Origin of the sequence: Paractinoplanes globisporus DSM 43857 (assembly GCF_000379645.1) — a bacterium.
GTDB classification, from domain to species: domain Bacteria; phylum Actinomycetota; class Actinomycetes; order Mycobacteriales; family Micromonosporaceae; genus Actinoplanes; species Actinoplanes globisporus.
In genome coordinates this window covers 161,570-185,137 of the sequence record NZ_KB903302.1, presented here as the reverse complement: position 1 = coordinate 185,137, position 23,568 = coordinate 161,570, and the positions used below count along the sequence as shown (strand labels likewise).

The 23,568-nt window shown below is 71.0% G+C and carries 17 protein-coding genes; 13 read left to right on the top strand and 4 right to left on the bottom strand.

From position 1 onward, the window contains the following. Positions 1–26 precede the first annotated feature (26 nt). The 7 genes from A3CQ_RS0117165 to A3CQ_RS0117135 all read left to right on the top strand — a co-directional run bounded on the left by A3CQ_RS0117165 (position 27) and on the right by A3CQ_RS0117135 (position 6,753). Complete coding sequence (locus A3CQ_RS0117165) at positions 27–1,214, top strand: MFS transporter (RefSeq protein WP_020512180.1); 1,188 nt, start codon at positions 27–29, stop codon at positions 1,212–1,214. Positions 1,215–1,887: 673 nt separating this feature from the next. After that, complete coding sequence (locus A3CQ_RS0117160) at positions 1,888–2,325, top strand: HNH endonuclease (protein WP_020512179.1); 438 nt, start codon at positions 1,888–1,890, stop codon at positions 2,323–2,325. Positions 2,326–2,453: 128 nt separating this feature from the next. After that, positions 2,454–3,842 carry a serine hydrolase domain-containing protein gene (locus A3CQ_RS0117155; protein WP_020512178.1) on the top strand — a complete coding sequence of 463 codons (1,389 nt, stop codon included), beginning with the start codon at positions 2,454–2,456 and terminating at the stop codon, positions 3,840–3,842. Positions 3,843–3,902: 60 nt separating this feature from the next. Further along, the gene (locus A3CQ_RS0117150; protein WP_020512177.1) at positions 3,903–4,370 is read left to right on the top strand and encodes a MarR family winged helix-turn-helix transcriptional regulator; all 468 of its coding nucleotides are present in this window, start codon (positions 3,903–3,905) and stop codon (positions 4,368–4,370) included. 92 nt (positions 4,371–4,462) lie between these two features. Further along, positions 4,463–5,923, top strand: a complete 1,461-nt coding sequence (locus A3CQ_RS0117145) for an MFS transporter (RefSeq protein WP_026205790.1) — start codon at positions 4,463–4,465, stop codon at positions 5,921–5,923. Positions 5,924–5,933: 10 nt separating this feature from the next. After that, complete coding sequence (locus A3CQ_RS0117140; RefSeq protein WP_020512175.1) at positions 5,934–6,416, top strand: universal stress protein; 483 nt, start codon at positions 5,934–5,936, stop codon at positions 6,414–6,416. Positions 6,417–6,447: 31 nt separating this feature from the next. Beyond that, the gene (locus A3CQ_RS0117135; protein ID WP_020512174.1) at positions 6,448–6,753 is read left to right on the top strand and encodes an antibiotic biosynthesis monooxygenase family protein; all 306 of its coding nucleotides are present in this window, start codon (positions 6,448–6,450) and stop codon (positions 6,751–6,753) included. Here the strand turns inward: A3CQ_RS0117135 and A3CQ_RS0117130 are convergent. Both A3CQ_RS0117130 and metF read right to left on the bottom strand, forming a co-directional pair. Next, complete coding sequence (locus A3CQ_RS0117130) at positions 6,750–7,391, bottom strand: CDP-alcohol phosphatidyltransferase family protein (protein ID WP_020512173.1); 642 nt, start codon at positions 7,389–7,391, stop codon at positions 6,750–6,752. The genes A3CQ_RS0117135 and A3CQ_RS0117130 overlap by 4 nt on opposite strands. Positions 7,392–7,414: 23 nt before the next feature. Next, positions 7,415–8,341 carry a methylenetetrahydrofolate reductase [NAD(P)H] gene (metF, locus tag A3CQ_RS0117125; RefSeq protein ID WP_020512172.1) on the bottom strand — a complete coding sequence of 309 codons (927 nt, stop codon included), beginning with the start codon at positions 8,339–8,341 and terminating at the stop codon, positions 7,415–7,417. A 52-nt stretch (positions 8,342–8,393) separates the two neighbouring features. Between metF and A3CQ_RS0117120 the strand changes: the two genes are divergently transcribed. The 3 genes from A3CQ_RS0117120 to A3CQ_RS57485 all read left to right on the top strand — a co-directional run bounded on the left by A3CQ_RS0117120 (position 8,394) and on the right by A3CQ_RS57485 (position 15,552). Beyond that, a complete protein-coding gene (locus A3CQ_RS0117120; RefSeq protein ID WP_020512171.1) occupies positions 8,394–9,452 on the top strand; it encodes a polyprenyl synthetase family protein in 1,059 nt (352 codons plus the stop codon). A 93-nt stretch (positions 9,453–9,545) separates the two neighbouring features. Continuing rightward, a complete protein-coding gene (locus A3CQ_RS0117115; RefSeq protein WP_020512170.1) occupies positions 9,546–11,708 on the top strand; it encodes an FG-GAP repeat domain-containing protein in 2,163 nt (720 codons plus the stop codon). A 259-nt stretch (positions 11,709–11,967) separates the two neighbouring features. Next, the gene (locus A3CQ_RS57485; RefSeq protein ID WP_020512169.1) at positions 11,968–15,552 is read left to right on the top strand and encodes an AAA family ATPase; all 3,585 of its coding nucleotides are present in this window, start codon (positions 11,968–11,970) and stop codon (positions 15,550–15,552) included. A 55-nt stretch (positions 15,553–15,607) separates the two neighbouring features. On the opposite strand, the gene A3CQ_RS0117105 is transcribed toward A3CQ_RS57485, so the two are convergent. Further along, complete coding sequence (locus tag A3CQ_RS0117105; protein ID WP_026205789.1) at positions 15,608–17,224, bottom strand: cellulase family glycosylhydrolase; 1,617 nt, start codon at positions 17,222–17,224, stop codon at positions 15,608–15,610. A gap of 143 nt (positions 17,225–17,367) precedes the next feature. On the opposite strand from A3CQ_RS0117105, the gene A3CQ_RS0117100 reads away from it, so the two are divergent. The 3 genes from A3CQ_RS0117100 to A3CQ_RS53165 all read left to right on the top strand — a co-directional run bounded on the left by A3CQ_RS0117100 (position 17,368) and on the right by A3CQ_RS53165 (position 20,830). Then, the gene (locus A3CQ_RS0117100) at positions 17,368–18,024 is read left to right on the top strand and encodes a GDSL-type esterase/lipase family protein (RefSeq protein ID WP_020512167.1); all 657 of its coding nucleotides are present in this window, start codon (positions 17,368–17,370) and stop codon (positions 18,022–18,024) included. A 101-nt stretch (positions 18,025–18,125) separates the two neighbouring features. Further along, a complete protein-coding gene (locus tag A3CQ_RS0117095) occupies positions 18,126–19,322 on the top strand; it encodes an FIST signal transduction protein (protein WP_063713574.1) in 1,197 nt (398 codons plus the stop codon). A 47-nt stretch (positions 19,323–19,369) separates the two neighbouring features. Beyond that, positions 19,370–20,830, top strand: coding sequence for a GGDEF domain-containing protein (locus A3CQ_RS53165; RefSeq protein ID WP_020512165.1), 1,461 nt, complete (start codon positions 19,370–19,372; stop codon positions 20,828–20,830). On the opposite strand, the gene A3CQ_RS63655 is transcribed toward A3CQ_RS53165, so the two are convergent. Next, positions 20,827–23,520: a helix-turn-helix transcriptional regulator gene (locus tag A3CQ_RS63655; protein ID WP_169516284.1), complete on the bottom strand. Its 2,694-nt coding sequence runs from the start codon at positions 23,518–23,520 to the stop codon at positions 20,827–20,829. The two genes, A3CQ_RS53165 and A3CQ_RS63655, sit on opposite strands and share 4 nt — an antisense overlap. Between the last annotated feature and the right edge of the window lie 48 nt (positions 23,521–23,568).

Here is a 23,568-nt window from a genome sequence, read left to right as displayed (position 1 = left end):
ACGGACTCAACCCTCAGGAGGCCTCCGTGCGCCGCAACCCGGCCCTGTTCGTCCTGATCTCCCTGTTCTCCGGCTTCGGCAGCACGGCGATGACCCTGACCGCCGGCATCTGGGTGCTCGACCTGACCGGCTCGGTGTCGCTGGCCGCCCTGACCGGCCTGTGCATCTACGCCCCCACCTTCGCCGCCCCGTGGCTGGGCACGCTGGTAGACCGCTTCCCCCGCCGCCCCTTGCTCATCACGGTCGACCTCGCGCTAGCCGTCTTCCTGCTGACCCTCCTGCTGGTCAACTCGTCCACCGACGCTTGGCTCATCTACACGGCATTGCTGGCCCGGGGCATGAGCTACGTCCTCCTGGACGCCGGCGAGTCGGCGATCCTCCCCACCGCCCTACCCAGATCCCTACTGGCCAACGTCAACGGCTGGCGCTCCAGCGCCCAGGAGGGCATGAAGATCGTGGCTCCCCTGGTCGGCGCCGGCGTCTACGCCTGGCAGGGCCCAGTCCCCGTAATCCTGATCTGCACCGCCACCACTCTTCTGTCCGCCACTTGCTACGCCCTGCTCCGCCTCCGTCCTTCTCCTGTCTCCGCTGCGGATCGCTCGGGCACGCACGCACGGCGTGGTGAGGTGGTCGCCGGGCTGCGGGCGCTCTTCGACAATCCGGCCGTGCGCGGGCCGGTGCTGGTGGCGTCGGCCGCGATCGGGCTTTCCGGGCTGGCCAACGCCGCCGTGATCGCCCAGGTCGTGCACGGTCTGCACCTGCCCGCAACCCGTCTCGGCTTCCTCTCCACGGCTCAGGGAATCGGCTCGATCGTGAGCGGCCTGCTGGTGGGACGCCTCCTGGCCCGCCGATCGCCGGCCGCGGTAGCCGCCCTGGGCACGGCCGTCTTCGCCGTCGCGTGCATCTGCTCGTCGATCCCCTGGTGGCCGGCCCTGCTCACCGGCAGCGCCCTCGCCGGGCTGGGCCTGGTCTGGTCCCTGATCGCTGCCGTAACCGCGATACAGACCCGCACTCCCGACCACCTGCTGGGCCGAGTCTCCGCAACCTCGAACACGGTCATGTTCGCCCCGGTCGCCCTGGCCATCCCGGTAGGCTCGGCCGCCGTCCACTTGGGCCCGACCCCGGTCTTTCTAACCGCCGCCGCCCTCACCCTGGCCGCCACCCGCTACCGCCCCGCCCGCACCCCCGACCCAGCAGCCGCGCCGGCGGGCTGACCGACAACAGCCTCGCGAACCACGCTTCAAACCAACGGTCGCGCCGGCCGGGCTGACCGACAACCGCTCGCGAACCACCCGCCCCGGGCGGCGGCCAGCCCCGGGCGGCAACCGCCCCGGGCGGGGTGACCGACACGGCGGGGTGACCGACAACGGCCTCGCCAACCATCCAGCGCTCCCGGTTGTCGCGCTGGCCGACAACCGCTCGCGAACCACCCGCCCGGGCGGCGGCCGCCCCGGCGGGGTGACCGACAACGGCCTCGCGAGCTACGCGACGCCACCGGCGGTCGCGTCGGTGGGGGATGACCGGCGACGGCCTCGCGAGCTACGCGGCGCCACCGGTGGTCGCGTCGGTAGGGGTGACCGGCGACGGCCTCGCGAGCCACGCGGGACAGCCCGGCGGCCGCGCGCGGAGGGTGACCAACGACGGCGGCCGGCGCTCGACCGTGGACTCCGCGTCCCCCCGTATGGGGAAAAGGCCTTGAAGACGCGCCCGGAGAAACGGCCGCGGAGAGCTTGCGGCGATCGGCGATGGCGAATGGGGCGTGATCGTTAATCGGTTGTCGGGCGTGTGGCGCGATTCTACCGTGGTCCGTGACACAAGCGCCCACCGTGAAAGCCGGGGTGGGCTGCGGCGACATTCCCTATCGCGGCTATCGAGGAGGTGGGCCAAATGAGCGCGGTGCTTGTCTTGAACGCCGACTGCGGACCGCTGCAGCGGGTCAGCCTCCGGCATGCGATTCGGATGTTGTTCCGGGAGGTGGCGGTGGTGCACGAGGCCGAGCCGGATCGGCGGATCGGGGTTTATCCGATGCCGACGGTGGTGCGGCTCGTGAGCTATGTGGTGACGCGGTGGCGGCACAGTCGCGGGCCGGTCTGGTCGCGGGCGGGAGTGCTTGCTCGGGACAAGCGGGTCTGTGGATATTGCGGTGGGACGGCGTCCACGATCGACCACGTGCTGCCGCGGTCGCGCGGTGGGGCGAACGAGTGGGCCAACACCGTGGCGGCTTGTGGTCGGTGCAACAACCGCAAGGGTGACCGCACGCCGGGCGAGGCGCGGATGCCGCTGCTGGTGCGGCCGTACGCGCCTACCTGGTCGGCGCTGGCCTGATTGGCGGCTCATCTTCCGGGTATTTCCGAAAAATAGGTCTTTAGTGGGTTGGGCGGCGAGACGGCGATCGGTGGGCCGGCACGGGGGCAGGCCCGCCGGTCGTCCCGCTCGATTGCTAGCGTGCCCGGATGCTTCCGCGTTCGGCCCCGGCGGCCCAGGGGATGTCGTCCCGCGCGATCGGCACGCTGCTGGACTGGTTCGAGGAGAGCGCGGTCGAGGGCCACTCCGTCATGGTCGTACGCCATGGGCACGTCGTCGCCGAGGGCTGGTGGACGCCGTACTCGGCCGATCGCCCCACCCTGCTCTATTCGGTGACCAAGTCGTTCACCTCGACCGCGGTGGGGCTGGTGATCGCGGACGGGCTGCTCGCGCTCGACGATCGGGTGGTCGACGTGCTGCCCGACCACGTGCCGGACGACGTCTCGGAGCAGGGTCGCCGCATCACGGTGCACCACCTGCTGTCGATGACGGTCGGGCACGGCACGGACAGCCTCGCCGAGGCCTGGGAGCGCGAGCCGGGTGACCTGGTCAAGGGCTTCCTGCGGGTGCCGTTCCCCGAGCCCGAGGGGAACCGGTTCGTCTACGACAACGCGACCACCTTTCTTCTGGCCCGAATGGTCGAGCGGGTCAGCGGCCGCGACCTGCGGGAGCTGCTCGACGAGCGACTCTTCCGGCCGATGGGCATCGACCACGCCGAGTGGGATCGGGTGGCGAGCGGCAAGGCGTTCGGCTTCCATGGCCTGCACCTCACGACCGAGGCCGTTGCCGCCTTCGGTGAGCTGCTGCTGCGCGGCGGACGATGGGGCGACCGGCAGCTGGTCCCGCGGGAGTGGGTGGAACTGGCCACCCGGCCGCATTCCAAGATCCCGCCGGTCGAGGACGACTCGGCCCGCGGCTACGGCTACCAGTTCTGGATCTCGGAGCACGGCTTCTACGCCGACGGCGCCTTCGGCCAGCACTGCGTCGTCATACCGTCGCTCGACCTCGTCGCGGTCGTGACCAGCCACAACACGCGGACCTCGACCACGCCGGGTGCGGTCTGGGACTGCCTGGCGCCCGGTATCGACCGTCCGGGAAGCGCGCGGGACGACGAGATCCTCGCCGATCGGCTGCGGCGGCTGTCGTTCCCGCTGGTGGCGGGCTCCGCCGAGCCGGAGCGTTCCGCGCGGGCGGCGATCGTCGCGGTCGCGGACTCGGCGCTGCCCGCGGGCTGCACGGTGCTGGTCGAACCGGCCGGCGGCGGCTGGCGGCTGCATGTCGAGTCGATCGGCAAGGTCGAGGCCGGCCATGGCGAGTGGCGGGAGAGCTCGCCGCTCGGCCGGCCGGTCGTCGCGTCCGGCGCCTGGCACGGTGACACGTTCGTCGCCGAGCTCTTCGTCATCGCCACACCGCACCGGGTGCGGCTGGTGGTCGACGGCGACACGGCCACGGCGACCTGGAGCACCGTGCCCCTGACCAAGCCCGATCTGGCGTTGCATCTGCGGGCGCCGTTGATGACGCGGCCCGACGTGGCGTAGGCCGGTCGTCCCGCGCTCGGATCATCCGGAAGCGGATAATCCGAGGGTACGATTAGCGGCATGGCTGCACCCGAACGCACCGAGCGTGACATCACCGGCCTGCTCAACATGGCCGGTCACGCTCTGTCGAACCGTCTCGGCGCGGCGCTCGAGGGCGTCGGCCTGACCCCGCGCATGCAGTGCGTGCTGGTGCACGCCCTCGAGGAGGAGCGCACCCAGATCCAGCTGGCTGTGCTCGCCGACCTCGACAAGACCACCATGGTCAGCACCGTCGACGAGCTCGAGCGCCAAGGGCTGGCCGAGCGCCGGGCCTCGGCCACCGACCGGCGGGCGCGGATCATCGCGGTCACCGAGAAGGGGCGTCTCATGGCCGAGGAGGGGCAGCGCATCGTCGACCGGGTGCACGCCGACGCGCTGGGCGCCCTGCCCGAGGAGTCGCGAGCGGCATTTGTCGAGGCCCTCGGCGCACTGGCCGGGACCTCGCGCGATCCCGGTCCGCAGCCCATCCGGCGTCCGCGCGGTCGGTGAGGTCGGCGACGCCCGTGAGGTCGTCGGCGCCGATGTGCGAGGTAGGTGACAAACAGATAGTCCGGTAGCGGATTATCTGTTACGGTCGGGCCATGAGCCTTTCCGTGAGCCGTCGCGCGGCCGCCCTGGCCGTGCTATGCGCGATGTCCCTGATGATCGTTCTGGACAGCACGATCGTCGCCGTCGCCGTTCCCGACATTCAGCGCGATCTGGGCTTCTCCGCCGCCGGCGTGGCCTGGGTCGTCAACGCGTACCTGGTCGCCTTCGCCGGCCTGCTCCTGCTCGCGGGCCGTCTCGGCGACCTCGTCGGCGCCTGGCGGGTGTTCCTCGCCGGGCTCGCCCTGTTCACGACCGCGAGCCTGCTCTGCGGTCTCGCCGACAGCGCCGCCCTGCTGATCGCCGGCCGCTTCGTGCAGGGCGCGGGTGGGGCGCTCGCCGCCGCCGTGGTCATCGGCATGATCGTGCGGCTGTTCCCCGGCCCGGGCGAGCAGGCGCGGGCGATGGGTATCTACAGCTTCACCCAGGCCGGCGGCGCCGCGGTCGGGTTCGTCGCGGGTGGCCTGCTCACCGACGCCGTGGGCTGGCCCGCGATCTTCCTGATCAACGTCCCGATCGGCGTGGCCGTCTGGCTGACCGGCCGCCGCCTGCTCCCCCGCGAGACCGGGCCGGGCCTGCGGGCCGGGCTCGACCTGCCGGGCGCGGTGCTGATCACCGCGGGCCTTTCCCTCGGCGTGTACGCGATCGTCCGTACCGGATCTCCGGATGCGGCCGCGCCCGCCGCACTCACCGGAACCATCTCGGTGGTCTTGATCCTCGCCTTCCTGCTGCGGCAGCGCCTCGCCCGCCGCCCGCTGATCGCCCTGCGCGTGCTGGCCCGCCGCTGGCTGCTCTCCGCGAACGCCGCGGTGGTCCTCGTCTTCGCGACCGGCATGGGGTTCCAGTTCCTGAACGCCCTGTTCGTCCAGCGGGTGATGGGCTACGACGCGCTCGGCACCGGCCTCGCGTTCCTGCCGACCCCGATCGTCATCGGCGTGGTCTCGCTGTTCGTGGCCCCGCGCGTGACCGGTCGCTTCGGCCCTCGCCCGGTGCTGATCGCCGGCCTGTCGCTCCTGCTGATCGGTCTGCTGCTGCTCGCCCGGGTGCCCGCCGACGTGTCCTATGTGGCCGATCTGCTGCCGCCGCTGATCGTGATGGGTCTCGGCGTGGGCATCGCCATTCCGTCGATCATCATGCTGGCGATGGCCGGCGCGGCTCCGGCCGACACCGGCATGGTCTCCGGCTTCAGCAACACGGCCCAGCAGGCGGGCGGCGCACTGGGCCTGTCGGTGCTGGCGGTGGTGGCCGCCGCGCACACGTCGTCCCGGGCCGCGGCCGGGGTTCCCGCGATCGAGGCGCTGCACGACGGCTACGTGCGATCGTTCCTGGTGGCGGCCGGTTTCGTGGTCGCGGCCCTGGTGATCACGACGGTCCTGCTGCGCCGGCTGCCGTCGGCTTCCCCGGCTTCTCCGCCCGCACCGGTGAGCGAGCCGGTCCTCTGCGATACGGCCGTCTAAGGTCAAACCCATGAGGGTCGTCGTGTGGCTCACGGAAGGCACCTGGCAATCCGCCGTCGACGCCGCCCGCGATCTCCCGGCCGCCGACATCACGCTGCTCCACGTGATCGACGTGAACACCGTGCAGGCGGTGGCCGGGGCGCGGGCGGGTCTGCTCGGCCGGGGGCTCAGCTATGACCGGGCCGGCGACGCCGAACGTGTCCTCGCCGACGCCCAGACCGCGCTGCTCGACGCGGCCGAGGCCCGGCTCGGCCGCGCGGCACGGCGCGAGACCCGCCAGGGGCAGATCGAGCGCGAGGTCATCACGGCCTGCGCCGACGCTGGGCTGCTCGTCCTGGCCCGCGACGGCGACCACACCCGGCTCGGGCCGCGCAGCATCGGGCACCACGCCCGCTTCGTGATCGACCACGCGCCGTGCCGGGTTCTGCTGGTCTGGCCGGATGAGCCGCCGGACCTGTCCACCGTGCCGCCTCCACCGCCGCCACCACGGTAGCTTGTGGACAGTTTCGTCAAAGGGGGGCTTGATGATCGCGCGTACGTGGCAGGGCTGGGCAACGCCGGCGAAGGCCGGCGACTATCGGCGGCACTTCGAGACCGACGTGGCGGCGCACCTGCGCACGGTGCCGGGCTTCCGGGGCGCGCGCCTGCTCTCGACCCGGGACGGTGACGAGGTCAGGTTCACCACGGTCACGTTCTTCGAGAGCATGGACGCGGTGCGTGGCTTCGCCGGCGACAGCCCCGATCTCGCGGTGCTCGAGGAGGACGCCCGCCGGGCGCTCCGGCACTGGGACGAGCGGGTTACGCACCACGAGGTGCTCGCCGAGATCTAAGCCAGTTGCCGGCGGATCGCCACCGCCAGTTGCGCCAGGCCCACCGCGGCGAGGGCGAGCCACACCACGGCCGCCACGGTGATCGCCCAGCTCACGATGGCCGCCGCCAGCAGGCCGAAGATGGCGACCAGCACCCGGGTGGGCCGCTCGGCGATCGTGACCACCCCGATCTCCGTCATCCCGGCCGAGGTGGCTCGCGCCCGCGCGTACTCCTGAAGCCAGCTCACGGCACCGGCCGCGACCACCCATCCGGCCGGCGCCCCCGCCAGCCAGAACGCCAGCAGCCAGGCCGCCTCCCCCAGCCGGTCGGCCACCGAGTCGTAGACGTAGCCGAGCCGGCTGGCCCGCCCGGTCACCACCGCGACCGCGCCGTCGAGCCCGTCGGCCAGCGCCGCCAGCACCACCAGCAGAGCGCCGAGCGCCACTCCGGGCCGTCCGAACGTGACGGCGAGCGGCACACACCAGCACAGGATCAACCCCGCGGTGGTCACCGCCATCGGACCGACCCGCTTGCCACCAAGCCAATTCCCGATCCGGTACGCGGTGAGCACCCAACCACGCACGAGAGGCGAGGCCGTCCCGGGGTCGAAGCCGCCGTGCAGCCGAGCCCAGGCCGCGCAGTACTCCTCCCAGGTCACCGCCGGGTCAGACTCCTCCCAGGTCAGGCGACCGGAACGGTTGCCTCGGACGGAGCCAGCAGCTGCCACACCTCGCGCGTCGCCGTCGAGCGGTTGAGCGTGATGAAGTGGATGCCGGGAACGCCCTCGTCGAGCAGCCGCGCGCACATCTCGGCGCACAGCTCGATGCCCAGCTCGCGCACAGCGGTCTCGTCGCCGGCGAACCGCTCGAAGCGCTCCAGCAGGTGCGGCGGGAACGGCGCCCCCGACAGCTGCGCCGACCGCTCGATCGTCGCCATCCGGGTCACCGGCATCACGCCCGGCACGATCGGCGTCTCGCAGCCGACCGCCGCGACCCGGTCACGCAGGCGCAAATAGTCCTCGGCGTCGAAGAACATCTGCGTGATGGCGAAATCGGCGCCCGCGCGGCATTTGCGGACGAAGTTGAGGGTATCGCTCTCGACGTCGGGTGAGCGGGGATGTTTGTACGGAAAGGCGGCCACGCCCACGCTGAAGTCGCCCGACGCCTTGACCAGGCGAACCAGGTCTTCCGCGTAGAGCACGCCCTCGGCATGCGGCACCCACTCGCCCATCGGGTCGCCCGGCGGGTCACCGCGCACGGCCAGCACGTTACGGATGCCGGCGCCGGCCAAGCGGCCGATCATGTGGCGCAGCTCGGCGACCGAGTGGTTGACCGCGGTGAGGTGGGCCATCGGCAGCAGCGTCGTCTCGGTGGCGACCCGCTCGGTCACGGCGACCGTCGTGTCACGCGTGGTGCCGCCCGCCCCATAGGTGATGGAGACGAAGCTGGGCCGCAGCGGCTCGAGCTCGCGGATGGCCCGCCACAGCAGCTGCTCGCCCTCCGCCGTCTTGGGCGGGAAGAACTCGAACGAGAACGTCGGGGCGGCACCCCGGATCAGGTCACCGATCGCCGGTGTGCCGGGTAAACGTGAAGGGAGTCCGAGTGCCACGCCGACGACTCTACCGGCTGCCTACGACATCGCATGGTCTAGCGTCTGGCGGGTGACTTCGCCCGTTGAACTGGCCGGACTGCGCCCCCGAGTCGACAAGGCGCTCGCCGCGTTCCTGGCCGAGCAGCGCACCCGGCTCACCGCGATCGATCCCGCGCTGGCGGAGGTCTCCGAGGCGCTGGAAGACTTCGTGCTCGGCGGCGGCAAGCGGCTGCGCCCCGCGTTCGCCTACTGGGGCTTCCGCGGCGCCCACGGCACCGACTCCGACGCGGTGGTCGCCGCCGTGGCCGCGCTCGAGCTGGTGCAGGCGAGTGCCCTGATCCACGACGACCTGATGGACCGCTCCGACACCCGCCGCGGCATCCCGTCGATCCACCGCCGCTTCGAGCAGCGCCACCGCGAGGCGTCCTGGCGAGGCGCCCCCGCATCGTTCGGCGAGAGCGCCGCCGTACTGCTGGGCGACCTGGCGCTGGTCTGGTCCGACGAGCTGCTGCACGTCTCGGGCCTGGGCCCGGCCGAGCTGTCGAGGGCCCGCCCCGTCTTCGACGAGATGCGCACCGAGGTCACCGTCGGCCAATACCTGGACGTCCTGACCCAGGCAACCGGCGACACGTCCCTGGAACGAGCGGGAAAGGTGGCCCGCTTCAAGGCCGCGAAGTACACGGTCGAGCGCCCGCTCCTGCTCGGCGCCGCGATCGCCGGCGCCCCCGCCGAGGTAGCCAACTCCTACACCGGCTTCGGCCTACCTCTGGGCGAGGCCTTCCAGCTGCGAGACGACATCCTGGGCGTCTTCGGCGACCCGTCCCAAACCGGCAAACCGGCCGGCGACGACCTGCGCGAGGGCAAGCGCACCTACCTGATCGCCGCCGCCTTCGGCTCCCTGGCCGAGGACGACCGCGCCGAGCTGGACGCAAGCCTGGGCGATCCCAACCTCAACGTCGAGCGGCTCCGAGCCCTGATCCGCGACAGCGGCGCCTTGACCGCCACCGAACACCGAATCGACGAGCTGATGTCAGCCTCGCTGGCCGCGCTCGAGGCCGCCCCTATCGACGAAGAGGCCCGAACCGTCCTGCATGCGTTGGCCGACGCCGCAACCCGCCGCACCGTCTAGCCACCTTCGGTTGGGGGCAGCGAACAGCGGGCACGGCGGTCTATGGTCCTCGCTGGGTGACGGTGATCATCCAATGAGGATGGAGTATTCGGAATGAGACGTGGGCTCACGGGGGCCATCGCCACGGTCGTGAGTGCGGCGCTGTGCGGTGCGATGATCGCGGCGCCGGCCTCGGCGGCGGACGGACCAACGGTCTCCTGGTCGCAGGTGGCGTCCCGGCCGGACGGCTGGGCCACCGTCGGCAGCCGTACTCCGCTGCGGAACGAGTGGAACGCGACGCCGGCGGCGAGCGGGCAGATGCGGGTCGGCGCCGGCGACACCGGTGGCCAGACCGAGACGCTGATCGACGTGCCCATCCCGGACGTGCTGGCCGGCGCGTTCGTGAACACCGCGTACCTCAAACTGACCGTGACCGGCGGCAGCCCCTGCCCGGCCGCGGCCATCGCCGCGTACGCCCCGGCCGGCAATCTGACCTCGCACAACGCCACCTGGGCGCACTGGTCCGCGCAGCACTTGGGACCGGTGCTGGACCGCGAAGCCGGCAGCCAGTGCCCGTTCCCGGCGATCGGCTTCGACGTCACCTCGGCGGTGGCCGCGGCCGCCCGGGCCGGCCGGGCCACCCTGACCTTCGTCCTCAAGAGCACCGACCCGGCCGCCTGGCGCGAGTTCAGCCCGACCGACACGGTTCTCGCCATCAGCTACGACCGCAGGCCGGAACGGCCGACCGCACTTACCACCTCGCCCACGACGACCTGTGCGGCCCACCCGCCGACGATCATCGGCATGGGCTCCGTCATGGTGGAGGCGACGCTGTCGGACCCGGACGGCGGCATCCTCGGTGCGCAGTTCGAGCTGTACAAGAAGGGCTCCGGCACGCCGCTGGCGACGACCGACCCGGCGTTGCTGATCAATTCCTCCGGCGGCTTCAGCCGCTGGACCCTGCGGCCGGAGACCTTCGCAGACGTGGCCGATGCGGACGGCCTTACCGACTTCACGTGGCGGGTGCGATCCACCGACTTCGCGCAGACCAGCCCATGGTCGGCGGTCTGTGGCTTCACCTTCGACACGCAACGGCCGGGAGCACCGGCGCTGACCGTCCCCGAGGACGGGGTGCTCAACTCGCCGGTCGCCATCCACATCACGCCGCCGGCCACTGGCCCGATGCCCGCCCGGTACTACTACCTGTTCAACGAAGGCACCGCAGCCGGCACGGTCGAGGCGGCGCCGGACGGCTCGGCCGATCTCACCGTGACACCGGGCACCACCACCAACAGGCTCACGGTGAGCAGCGAGTCGCCGGGCGGCAACTTCGGCGGCGAGGTCAGCGTCGTCTTCACCGTGTCCACTCCGCCGCAGCCACCCACGGCCGCGGCCAACGACTTCGACGGCGACGGCCACCCGGACCTGCTGGTGGCCGGCGGCGAGCACGGCCTGCCCTCCGGGCTGTGGCTGGTCCGGGGCGACGGCACCGGCGGCTTCGCCGGACCGGCCACCGACATCGGCGCCAACGGCGACGGCTTCCACGCCGGTCAGCCGTCCGACTTCGACGGCGCGCAGGTGGTGCCCGGCCGCTATGCCGGCGGCTCGCAGCAGGACGTGTTCACCTACTGGCCGACCGGCGACAAGGCCGGCACCGGGGTCGAGCTACGGGGCACCGGCGACGGCACGGCGATCCAGCCGACCCCCTACGACACGGCCACCCTCACCACGCCCGGCTACCTGAGCGACTGGGACAATAACAATCCGCTGCAACTCGTCAACGCGAGCACGGCCGCGGACACCAACACGCCGTACCCGAACCTGGTTGGCATTTCCGGCGCCTCCGGTGCCTACCACCTGGCCTATTACTCCTGCCTGTGGAGTCAGAGCGTCTGCACGTGGTACTACGACATGCCCAACGCCACCCCGACCGGCGGCACCGACTGGGACACCTGGACGCTGGCCGGCGCCGTGCTGGACGGCCACACCACGCTCCTGCTCTGGCAGCGAAGCACCGGCAAGCTCTACGCCTGGGACGACGTGACGACCGATCCGGACACCATGAGCCTGCGCTACAACCAGTACCAACTGGCCGACGACTGGAACACCGGCCGGTCGCTGACGCTGCAGGGCGCGGACATCAACAGCGACGGTACGGCCGACCTGTGGGCGGTCGGCGACGGCGCGACCGCCACGGCCTGGCTGGTGACCAGTCTCGCCGACGGCCACGGCACGATCACCGCCCAGCCCAGCCACACGATCGCCACGCAGCAATAGCCGCTCGTGTTCCTCGTGAGAGTGGCGCTGCTCGGCCCATGACTGCGCAGCGGGCGACAGGGCCGTGGCTTGCGGGCCGTCTTGTTGGGGGAGGTTGGGGCTCGACCGTCCGAGGGTGATCTTCAGCGGATCGGGTAATGGCTGGTCGGCTGGGCCGCGGTCAGGCTGAGGCGCCGGGTGTGGTGCCGGCACTTGACTAGGGCTAGGGGATGCCGTGGCGACGTACAAGGTCGGCGGTGGGAGGTTCCACTCCTCGACAATGCAGTCGATTCTGGCTCAGATCAGCCCGGGGGACGTCGTCGAGTTCGCGCCGGGGGCGCACGTCGTGGGGGCCATTCGGCTGAACGGGGTGTCGCTGACCGCCGCCAAGCCGGGGACGGCGTCGATCAAGGGGCACCTGACGTACACCGGGCACGCCACGATCAGCGGGCTGACGCTTGACGGCCGGGTCAACCTGGTGGATCAGGCCCGGGTCACCGTCGCGCGGTCGGTGTTGCGCAACGCGGCGGACAATCTGCTCGTCGTGCGGGGATACGGCCATGCCACGCTGGTGGACTGCGACCTGAGCGGGTCTTCGACAACCCATCCCGCGCTGTACGCCGAGGAGGGCGGCACGATCGTGCTGCGCCAGAGCCACCTGCACGACGTCCCCCGCGACGGCGCACACGTCTTCGATAGCGCCGTGCTCGAGGTGCAGGACAGCCGGATCGCCTCCGGCGGCGGTGTGGCGGCGCGGGCCGACCGTGGCGGGAAGATCCTCCTGGCCCGGTCGTCGATTCACGGGTTTCCCCAGAACGCCATCGTCGGCGAGAACGCCAGCGTCGTACACGTCGATGGTTGCGAATTCTGGGACGCGAACTCGGCGATCGCCGTCACCGGGCGATCCACGGCGACCGTCAAGGGCTCGAAGTTCCGCGACCTTCGCGGCAACGGCGTCTATGTCGCCGAGGCGGCGACCGCGACGATTTCGGCCGCCACGTTCGTGGACACGATCTATCCGGCCGTCGCGGTGGCCGGCAAGGGCTCTTCCGCCGAGCTGGAGACCTGCCTGATCGAGAGATGCGGGGTGAAGTGGCCCGGGCTCTGGGTGGACGACGCGGCCACGGCCACCGTTCGCGCCACCCGCGTGCAGGAATGTTCGCCGGCGATCCTGGCCCGCCGGCAGACAAACACCGTCCTCGAGGACTGCGAGCTTGGCGGTGCAGCCCGCGCCCTCGTCTCCGCCGAGGGCGGGCGGGTTGTCATGCGCCGCGTACGTCTGGAGGGCGCGACTCTCGAGACGGCGGTCACGGTCGAGGGGCGTGGTGGGGCCACCGCCACCGGGTGCACGTTCAACCTGCGGCCGGTCCCCGACGGTCCCGTCGGCGACGCCGGTGGACTGCGGCGACTCAACGCCATGATCGGGCTCCCGGGCGTGAAGGCCGAGATGCGCAGGCTCATGGATTTCGCCGTGGTGCAGCAGCAACGAGCGGCTCAGGGCATGTCGACCGCGCAGACGAGCCTGCACCTGGTGTTCACCGGGAGCCCGGGAACGGGCAAGACGACCGTCGCCCGCGTCGTCGGCGAGATCTACGCCTCGGCCGGACTGCTCAGCTCCGGTCACGTCGTCGAGGTGGACAAGAGCGCGCTCGTCGGTGGGCACATCGGCGAGACACCGGGGAAGACGATGGCCAAGATCGAGGAGGCGCTGGGTGGCGTCCTGTTCATCGACGAGGCGTACTCCCTGGCGGCCGACAAGGGCACGCAGAACGACTTCGGCGGCGAGGCCATCGACACGTTGCTCAAAGCGATGGAGGACCACCGCGACGAGCTCGCCGTCATCGTGGCCGGATACACCGCGCCGATGCGCAAATTCATCGACGCCAACCCCGGCCTGCGGTCGAGATTCACCCGGTACGTCGAGTTCGAGGACTACGAGCCGGCCGAACTGCGCCAGATCCTGGACGCCATGCTCACGGAGAACGACTTCCTCGTCGTACCGGAGGCCGGCGAGAAGCTGACGAAGGTCGTCACCGACCTGCACCGTCGCCGGGACGCCCAGTTCGGCAACGGCCGGGCCATGCGCACCCTGTTCGAGCGGATCGCCGAGGCGCAGGCCCAGCGGGTCGCCGGAATCCCGGGCGCGGAACCGCAGGCCCTGCGCACGATCACCGCGGCGGACGTCCCGCAGGACCGGCGGGCCGTGGTGGAGGACGTCGATGCCCTGCTGGCCGAGCTCGACGCCATGATCGGTCTGGGCCGGGTGAAGCAGGAGGTCCGGGAGTTCGTCGACGTCGTGCGGCTCAACGAGATGCGGGCGCGCGACGGGCACGACCCGATTCCGCTGAGCTTGCACATGGTTTTCACGGGCAGTCCCGGTACGGGTAAGACGACGGTGGCGCGGCTCGTCGGGCGGATTCTCGCCGGGCTGGGTCTGCTGGGCCGCGGTCACACGATCGAGACAGACCGGTCGTCGCTCGTCGCCGGCCACGTGGGGCAGACGGCGATCAAGACGAGCGAGGCGGTGCAGGCGGCGCTGGACGGTGTCCTGTTCGTCGACGAGGCGTACTCGCTGGCGCCGGACGAGGGCGGGAGCGGGAACACGTTCGGCCAGGAGGCGATCGACACACTGCTCAAGGCCATGGAGGACAACCGGGAACGGCTTGCGGTCATTGCCGCCGGATACACCGCCCCGATGCGCAAGTTCATCGATTCCAACCCGGGCCTGCAATCGCGGTTCACGCGGTACATCGAGTTCGAGGACTACGGCCCGGGCGAACTGCGACAGATCCTGGACGCCTCGTTCGCGGCCAAGGGCCTTGTCGTGTCGCCGGACGCGGACGCCGGGCTGACCAGGCTCATCGCCGACCTGTACCGGCGCCGGGACGCGAAGTTCGGCAACGGTCGCGCGATGCGCGAGCTGTTCGAGAAGATCATCGGCCGGCAGGCACAGCGGTTGTCGACGGTCGCGCGGGCGCGGGAGAAGACCGGGACGCCGGTCGACTGGCGACTCATCGTGGCCGACGATGTCACCGACGAGCGGGCCGCGGTGGTGGACGACGTGGACGCGCTGCTGGCCGAGCTCGACGCGATGATCGGGCTGGCCGAGGTCAAGCGGGAGATCCGCAAGCTCGTGGCGCTCGTCCGGCTGAACCAGCGGAGGGTCCGCGAAGGCCAGAACCCCATCCCGGTCAGCCTGCACATGGTGTTCACCGGCAACCCGGGCACCGGCAAGACGACCATCGCGCGACTGATCGGGAAGATCTTCGCCGGCCTGGGGCTTCTGCGGCGCGGGCAGCTCATCGAGGCCAAACAGGCGTCGCTGGTGGCCGGCTACGTCGGACAGACAGCGCTCAAGACTTCCGAGGCGGTGTCGTCGGCGCTGGACGGCGTGCTCTTCATCGACGAGGCGTACACGCTGACCCAGGGCGGGGAGAAGAACCACGACTTCGGTCAGGAAGCGGTGGACACGTTGCTCATCGCGATGGAGGACCACCGGGAGCGACTGTCCGTGATCGTGGCCGGGTACACCGCACCGATCGAAGAGTTCGTCAGGTCGAATCCGGGGCTGTCCTCACGCTTCACGCGGGTGATCCACTTCGCCGATTACGCGCCCGACGAGCTCACGGCGATCTTCACCGCGCGCTGCCGCGAGGCGGACCTGGAGCTCAGCGCCGACGCTGCGGCCGCCGCGCGCGAGCTGTTCGCGCGCCTGTACGCAGGCCGGGACGCCCATTTCGGCAACGGCCGCGTGGCCCGGACGCAGTTCGAGACCGTCGTCGAGCGGCAGGCGGCCCGGCTGCTGGACGACGTAGAGGCGTCGACGCGCATCATCACGGCGGAAGACATCCCGGCCCTTCCCTGAATCTCTGACGCGGACGGGCCGGAGTCGCTGAGCGGCCCCGGCCCGTCGTGGTGGGTCAGCTGCAGGTGGTGCCGTTGAGTTTGAAGCCGGTGGGGGCGGCGGCGTTGCCGGTGTGACTGGCCTGGTATCCGATGGTGGCCGAGCCTCCCGCCGGGAGGGAGCCGTTGTAGCTGACGTTGGTCGCGGTCACCGTGCCGCTGGCCGGGGAGTAGGTGGCGCTCCAGCCCGAGGTGATCGTCTGTCCGGCGGCCAGGGTGAAGGTCAGGGTCCAGCCGTTGATGGCGGCGGTGCCGGTGTTGGTGATGGTGATGTTGTTGACCAGGCCGGTGTTCCACGCGCTGACCGCGTTGCCGATCCGGCAGGTGCCGGTGCCGCCGGGGCTGGTCGTCGGGGCCGTGGTGGGCGGCGTGGTCGGTGCGGTGGTCGGCGGCGTGGTGGGCCTCGTGGTCGGCGGCGTGGTGGGCTGGCCGCCGCCCGCCGCGGTGATGATCGCGCTGAGGATGCCCTGCTGGGTCACCGTGGCCGAGCTGCGGTTGAACAGCCCGAAGCCGTACTGCCCGTTGTAGCCGTTGTCCCAGTAGGCGGTGGCGGCGCCGTACTTCTTGGCCGTGGACACCAGGGCGCGCGCGAAGTTCGCCCGGTACGTGTTGTTCGCCGAGTCGAAGGAGGTCTTGTCGATCGAGCCGTATTCACCGACAAAAACCGGATATCCGCGTACGACGAAAGCGTCGTACATCTTCTTCAGCATGGTGTCCATGTAGTCTTCCTGTCCCCAGGTCGACTTCTTGGCCGGATTGGTCGCTGCCGATCCCCACTGCGTGATGTTGCCGTCCTCCTGGCCCGTGAAGTCCCACGGGTCGTAATAGTGGACGGAGATCATGATCCGCTGCTCGCCACTGGGGATCGAGCTGGACCGGTACTGGTCGGTGGGCAGCACGAAGCCGTAGTTGCCGGCGGTGTACTCGATGTTGGTGTTCCAGCCGGGGACGAGCAGCCATCGCGAAGCATTGGTGCCGCCGGTCCGCCGTACGGTGTCCACGAAGATCTGGTTGTAGGCGTTGATGTTCGAATAGCACGCCGAGGTCGGGTTGCCGTACTGCCCGTCGAACTCCTCGTTCATGGATTCGAAGATCAGGTGCTCGTTGTAGCTCTGGAACTTCGTCGCGATCTGCTGCCAGACCTTCTGGTATTTGTCCTTGATCGTCGTCTGGTCGGCGGAGTCGCAGATCAGCCAGGAGCCGGTGACGGACTTGTACCCGTCGCCATGCATGTTGATGAGCACGTAGAGGCCCTGGTTGTAGGCGTAGTTGACGACCTCGGCGATTCTGCTGAGCCAGGCCGAGTTGATCGTGTAGTTCGGGCCGGCCCCGATGTTTCCCAGGTAGGAGACCGGGATGCGGATCGTCTTGAAGCCCGATGCCTTCACCCGGTCGATCAGGGCCTGCGTGACGACCGGGTTGCCCCACGCCGTCTCGCTGGGGATTCCGTTGGCGTTGGCCTCCAGCTGGTTTCCCAGATTCCAGCCGGCGCCCATGTCGGCGACCAGCTGAGGAGCGGTCAGCTGGGCCGTGACGTCGGCCGATGCCGGCCTGGTCACGCCGTACACGGCTCCGGCGAGGGCCAGGGCGGCGGCAGCGAGTGCGAGCCCGGCCCTCCTTGCTGTCGAACTCATGGATCTTCCTCTCGTACGGTCTCGAGCGCTGGAACCGGCGGTGGATCCGGTCCGCGCCCGGCGAGGAGAGTCGCCGCGGACGCGCCAGCATGGCCATCGAAGCGCTTCGATGGCTACCCGGTCAAGGGGGCTAGCATCGGCCGATGAATGTCAACCCGGACGCGCGCACGGTGCTGTGCTTCGGTGACTCCAACACCCACGGGCAGCGCGCCGAGGATGTCGACAGGGGACGGTGGCCGATCGACATCCGCTGGACCGGGCGCCTGCAGCGGCTGCTCGGCGACGGCTATGCGGTGGTCGAGGAAGGACTCAACGGCCGGACCGTCGACCTCGACGAGCAGCGGCCCGGCCGCAACGGCCGCACGTACCTGATCCCCTGCCTGGAGAGCCAGCAGCCGGTTGACGTCCTCGTGCTCGGGCTCGGCTTCAACGATCTCAAGCCGCAGTTCCGGCGGGATGTGCCGGAGGTTGCCGCCTCCCTGGGCCAGCTGCTCGACGACGTCGCGACCGCGCCGGCCAACTGGGGCGGCCGGCCACCCCGGGTCGTGCTGCTCGCCCCGCTGCCGATCGACGACACCCGGCCCGATTTCCACGAGTTCTTCCCCCGCGACATCGCAACCGATCTGGTCGTACGGTCACACGCGCTGGCCGCCGCGGTCCGGGCCCTGGCGGCCGACCGCGGGCTGGGCCTCGTCGACCTGGGCAGTGTGGCCAAGACGGGCGACGACGGGATCCACCTCAGCGTCGACTCGCACCCGGCCGTCGCCGCGGCCGTCGCCGCCGAGGTTCGGGCCGGCTGAGCACCGAGCCCACGAAGATCCGCGAGATCGTTAAGAAATGCCCGCCTTCGGCCGATGAGCTGCTCGGACCGGAAACGGTCCCGGCATCTTGCGGAGGGCAGATGACAGCGCACGAGGACAGCAGAGCCGCGGACAACACCCGGTGGATGTCGGTGGGAAACTCCGTTCTGAGCGATTCCTACCAAGCCGGGCAACAGGCCGCGGCCGAGGCCATCACCGGCGAGGATCCGAAGCTGCTGCTGGTTTTCGCGGCAATCGGGCATGATCCCGAACGACTGGCCGAGGGGATCGCGGCCGCGGCGCCCGGCGTGCCGATGATCGGCTGTTCCACCCACGGCGAGATCCACCCGGACGGCCCCCGGGACGGCAGCGTCGTCGTCACCGCGCTGGGCGGTGCGGGCTTCTCGGTGTCCACGGCCGCGATCGCCGAGATCAGCGGTCGCCAGCGGGAGGCCGGAGCTGAGGTCGCCGAGGTCGCGAAGACCGTCGACGACGAGTTCCCGCACCGCGCGCTGGTGCTGCTCACCGACGGCCTGGCGCGGGATCAGGAACTGGTCCTTCGCGGTGCCTACGGCGTACTCGGCGCCGGTGTGCCGCTTTTCGGCGGGGCCGCCGGCGACGGGTGGCGGATGACCGGCACCTTCCAGCTGCACGGCACGCAGACCTTCGGCAACGCCGTCGTGGCCGCCTGCATCTCGTCCGTGGCGCCCATCGGCATCGGCATCAGCCACGGCTGGCGCCCGACCGGCGAGCCCATGGTGGTCACCGCGAGCGGCGACGGCCGGGTGCACGAGCTTGACGACGAGCCCGCGCTGGACGCTTACCTCAACCGCCTCGGGGCTCCCGAGACGGTCTACCGCGACCGTTCCGAGCTGCAGCAGTTCGCCCTCAGCCGTCCCCTCGGCGTACAGCGGCGCAGCGGGATCGAGGTGCGCAACATGAGCACCGAGGTGGACGTCGAGGGCCGCTCGATCGGCGGTGGCGGCGACCTGTCGCTCGGCGGTCTGACCTGGGCCATGGAGGGCGACGAGGACTCCGTCCTGACGGCGTCGGCCGAGGCCTGCCGGTCGGCGATCGACCAGCTCGGTGACCGCAGTCCGGTCGGGCTGCTGACGTTCAGCTGTGCCGCCTGCCGTGCCGTGCTGGGCGACGACGGCATCGTGAAGGAGGGCGCCCGCATCGCCGAGCAGGCACACGGAATCCCGTTCGCGGGCTTCTACACGTACGGCGAAATCGCTCGTACCAAAGGAATCAATGGCTTTCACAACCAGACCATGGTGGTCATGGCTCTGGGCTGAGCCCTCCGCGCCGAACCGGGGAAATCGTGAGGGAGGAGGCACCGGCCGTGTCCGGCGAGGGACTTGCCGCTCAGCAGCTTGTCGAACTGCTGGCCGTTGTCTCATCCAGCGACGACGAGGAAAGCGCGATCCGGGCCGCGGTGGAGCGGGCGGCCGAGACACTGGAGGCCGAGATCGGTGCCGTCGTCTTCGACGGCACCGTCGCGCAGGCGGTCGGGCTGCCCCAGGGCTCCGGCGGCTATGACGCACTCGCCGCCGTCACGCCGGGCGCGAGCCAGACACTGGAGCTGGCCGCCGTGGGCCTCTGCCATGCCGGATCGGCGCATCTCGGCGCCGCCGGGGAGGGCATCCTCGTGCTGGCCCGGTGCGAGCAGTCCTTCTCCGCGGCGGAGCGCAATCTGATCCGCGGCATGGCTCGCGTTCTCGGTCTGACGCTGCGGATGCTGCGCACCCTGGACGCCGAACGCCGGCGGCAGCGGGTGATGCAGCACCTGTACACGCTGCAACGGGCCATTTCCCGGCGGGTTCCGCTGCCCGACGTCCTGGGGATGACCGTCGCCGCCGCCCTGGACGTCCTCGCCAACGGGACCGGGCGCGTCCAGCTCTGGCTGATCGACACTCACGACGCCGGCGCGGCCGTCCTGGTCTGCCAGGCCGGCGAGCTGCTGCACCACGTCGAGGGCGAATCACGGCTCTCCGTCGCCGACGATGAGCTGGCGGCCGGCGCCATCCGCGCCGACCGGGTGCACGAGATCGAGACGGGCGCCGACGGCCGGCCGGGATGGTCCATGGCCGCGCCCGTGCACGAGGACGGCCGCACGGCCGGTGTTCTCATCGTCACCGGTTCCGCCGAGCGCCGCCGTACCGATGCGGAACGCGACAACCTGCTCTCCTTCGCCGAGCACATCAGCCTGGCGCTCACCGATGCCAAGACGCAACGCGAGATCAACAACGCCATGCACGACACGGTGACCGGACTGGCCAACCGCGCGCTGTTCACCACGCGCCTGCGGGCACTGCTGGCCGAGGACGGCGGCCAGGGCCGGGTGACACTGCTGTTCGTCGACCTCGACCGCTTCAAGGCCGTGAACGACACGCTCGGGCATGCCGCCGGCGATGCGCTCCTGAGTCAGGTCGGACAGCTCATGCTGCGGACGATCAGGCACGGCGACCTGGCCGGCCGGCTGGGCGGCGACGAGTTCGCGCTCGCTCTCCGCGACACGTCCGAGGATGACGCCGCGGCGGTCGCCGACCGGATCATCGACGAGATCGCCCAGCCGTTCCACGTGCCCGGCGGCCGCGCCGAGGTGGGCGCCAGCGTCGGGATCGCCTCGAGCCTGCGGGCCGGACCCGATGAGCAGGAGCTGATCCGGCGGGCCGACATCGCCATGTACCAGGCGAAGCGGGGTGGCCGCAGCCGGCACGTGACGTACCGGAACAGCATGGACGCGAGCTCCACTGTGGTCGAGGAAGCGGAGAGCGTGCTGCGCGCGCTGGTGGATCCCTAACGGATGTGGTCGGTCGCGGCCGCGGCCAGTTGGGCTCGCGTGGTGGTGTCGAGTTTGGTGAAGATGTGGGAGAGGTGGGTCTTCACCGTGCCGCGGCTCATCAGGAGACGGGCACCGATCTGCGGGTTGGTGAGGCCCTCGGCGACCAGGCGGACGACTTCGAGTTCGGTCGGCGTGAGGCTGGACCAGCCGGTGGCCGGGCGGCCCCGGCGTCCGCGGGCCCGGCGGGCGTACTCGACGGCCTGGTCGAGGGTGAGTCGCGCGCCCTCGGCCGCCGCCCGATCGAACGTGGTCGCCCCGAGCGCCCGGCGTAGGGCGGCGGTCGTGTCGTCGTACGACCGCTGCTGGTCGGCACCGCGAGGAAGGCCGGTGGTCGCGCGGGCCAAGTCGGCCGCATGCAGGATGCGTACGTCGTCGGCGGCCGGCTGGATGGCCGCACCGACCCGGGCGAGTGCCTCCAGGCTGTCGATCTGGGCGGTGCGGAGCCGATGGTCGACGCGGATGGTCAACGCCGCGTGGTGGAGCTCGACGGCATGGGTGAGCCCGTCCGGGTCGGTGGCGGCCAGGTCGGCCCGTGCGGCGTACGCCTCGGCCAGTGGTCCCGGCATGTCCAGGCGTCGAGCCACCTCCACCGCCCGATCGAGCGTCGCCACCGCCTCATCGGTACGGCCGGCGGCAGCAAGGGCCGCACCGAGCCGGGGCAGGGCCCGAGCAGCGAGCCAGGTCGCGGCGCCCCGGTCGGTGGAGCCGGCGGCGCGCCGCCACGAGTCCATCGCGGCCGACGGGTCATCACGGCGCATCGCCAGCACCGCCATCGCGTGGTCGAGACCGGGGATGAACACGTCGGCCAGGCGCAGCACCGGGTCGATCACTTCCGTCGCGCCGGCCAGGTCGCCGGTCAGCGCCTTGATCTGGGCGAGCACCGAGCGGGCCATCCCGACCCGCAGGTGGTCGCCGAGGGGTTCGGCGACCAGCAGCGCCTCCGTGGCGAGGTCCAGCGCACGGACCGGGTCGCCGCCGGCCAGGGCGCCCTCCGCCTGGTAGGTCAGCAGCGTGGACAGCACGCCTCGGTGGGCTTGCAGGCTCTTCCGGACGGACTCGTCGACGACCAGCTCGGCTTCGGTGTGCCGATCCCGCAGGTGAAGGATCATCGCCTGCAGCGCCCGTGCGCCACCAAGAACGAACCCCGCCTCCGCCGCGGCGTACGCCTGCTCACACAGCCGCCAGGCCTCGTCGAAGTCGGTGTAGAACGAGCCGACCGCCAGCAAGGTCAGGCAGAGCGCACGCAGTCCTTCATCGCCGACGTCGGTCGCCAGGTCGAGCGCTCGCGTGGCGGCGTCATGCTCGACGTCGAGCGGGCCGGCCGTGTCGGCGACGAGGGCAAGACCGGTCATGAGCCGGGCCTGAAGCCGGGAGCGTTCGCCGGGTGCGCGGTCGATCGCTCGATGGAGGAAGCCGATTCCCTCCCGGCCGCGGCGATCGAGATGCCACAGCCAGGCCAGTGACGCCGCCAGTTGCCGGCCGGCCCGGGGGTCCTCGGCCGCGAGGCCCCACTCCAGCGCCGCGCGCAGGTTGTCGTAGTCGAGCACCAGCGCCCGCCGCCATCCGTCGGCATCGGGCTCCCGGTCCGCCTCCGCCGCCTCGACGAACCGCAGGAACCAGGCGAGGTGTCGTTCGCGCAGTGCCGTGTCCTCCTCCGCCTCGACCAGGCGGGCCCCGGCGAAGGCCCGGATGGTCTCGAGCAGCCGGTAGCGCGACTCGTCGGCGCGTACGTCGGCCACCACCAGCGACTTGTCCACCAGGCGGCCCAGCGCCGGCAGGACCTCGGCGGCGGTCACCGGTCCGCCGGCGCAGAGGTCCCGCGCCGCGGAGAGCCCGAACGTCCCGGCGAACACTCCGAGCCGCCGGAGCACGACGCGGTCGGTCTCGTCCAGCAGCGCGTGACTCCAGTCGATGGATCCGAAGAGCGTGCGCTGCCGGCGCTGTGCTCCCCGGGGACCGCGCACAAGCAGCGCGAACCGGTCTTCGAGGCCCGCCTCCACCTGCTGGGGTGTCAGGGTTCGCACCCACGCCGCGGCCAGTTCCAGCGCCAGCGGTATCCCGTCCAGGTGGGCCGCGATCGAACGGATGGCCGCTTCGTTGGCCGCGTCGAGCGCGAATGACGGCTGCACGAGGCGGGCGCGATCGACGAACAGGGAGAGCGCATCGTCGTCGGACAGGGGCGGAACCCCCAAAACCGCCTCACCCGGTACGCCCAACGGCTCGCGGCTGGTGACCAGCACGGTGATTCGCGGGCAACCGTGCAGCACCGCCTCCACGGTGCTCGCAACCCCTTCGAGCAGGTGCTCGGCGTTGTCGAGGCACAGCAGCGACCGCCACGGCGCCAGATGCGTACGGAGGGCGGCGACCCGCCCTCCGACGACCGGGGCGCCGACGGCCTCGGCAATGGTCTCCGCGACCGCCGTACCGTCAGTTGTCGTGGCGAGGTCGACCCACCAGACGCCGTCGGGGTACCGATCGGACCGACCGGCCGCGACGTGCGCCGCCAGCCTCGTCTTGCCGGCTCCCCCGGGCCCGGTCAGGGTCACCAGCCGGTGGCGTTCGAGCAGCCCGGCCGCGGCTTCGATCTCCGTCTGCCGCCCGACGAACGACGTCAACGGCACCACGAGATTGCCTGTGCCTCCGCGCATGGCCACCACAATGCCAGGCCGCCCATCGGCCACCTGGCAGATGTTCCG

What these genes read in the sequence shown, in the direction of transcription:
- A3CQ_RS0117145 (WP_026205790.1), top strand. Translation starts at nt 4,463, where the DNA reads ATGAGCCTTTCCGTGAGCCGTCGCGCGGCCGCCCTGGCCGTGCTATGC.
- A3CQ_RS63655 (WP_169516284.1), bottom strand. Translation starts at nt 23,520, where the DNA reads ATGCGCGGAGGCACAGGCAATCTCGTGGTGCCGTTGACGTCGTTCGTC.
- A3CQ_RS0117155 (WP_020512178.1), top strand. Translation starts at nt 2,454, where the DNA reads ATGCTTCCGCGTTCGGCCCCGGCGGCCCAGGGGATGTCGTCCCGCGCG.
- A3CQ_RS0117105 (WP_026205789.1), bottom strand. Translation starts at nt 17,224, where the DNA reads ATGAGTTCGACAGCAAGGAGGGCCGGGCTCGCACTCGCTGCCGCCGCC.
- A3CQ_RS0117150 (WP_020512177.1), top strand. Translation starts at nt 3,903, where the DNA reads ATGGCTGCACCCGAACGCACCGAGCGTGACATCACCGGCCTGCTCAAC.
- A3CQ_RS0117160 (WP_020512179.1), top strand. Translation starts at nt 1,888, where the DNA reads ATGAGCGCGGTGCTTGTCTTGAACGCCGACTGCGGACCGCTGCAGCGG.
- A3CQ_RS0117100 (WP_020512167.1), top strand. Translation starts at nt 17,368, where the DNA reads ATGAATGTCAACCCGGACGCGCGCACGGTGCTGTGCTTCGGTGACTCC.
- A3CQ_RS0117115 (WP_020512170.1), top strand. Translation starts at nt 9,546, where the DNA reads ATGAGACGTGGGCTCACGGGGGCCATCGCCACGGTCGTGAGTGCGGCG.
- A3CQ_RS0117095 (WP_063713574.1), top strand. Translation starts at nt 18,126, where the DNA reads ATGACAGCGCACGAGGACAGCAGAGCCGCGGACAACACCCGGTGGATG.
- A3CQ_RS0117135 (WP_020512174.1), top strand. Translation starts at nt 6,448, where the DNA reads ATGATCGCGCGTACGTGGCAGGGCTGGGCAACGCCGGCGAAGGCCGGC.
- A3CQ_RS0117140 (WP_020512175.1), top strand. Translation starts at nt 5,934, where the DNA reads ATGAGGGTCGTCGTGTGGCTCACGGAAGGCACCTGGCAATCCGCCGTC.
- A3CQ_RS57485 (WP_020512169.1), top strand. Translation starts at nt 11,968, where the DNA reads ATGCAGTCGATTCTGGCTCAGATCAGCCCGGGGGACGTCGTCGAGTTC.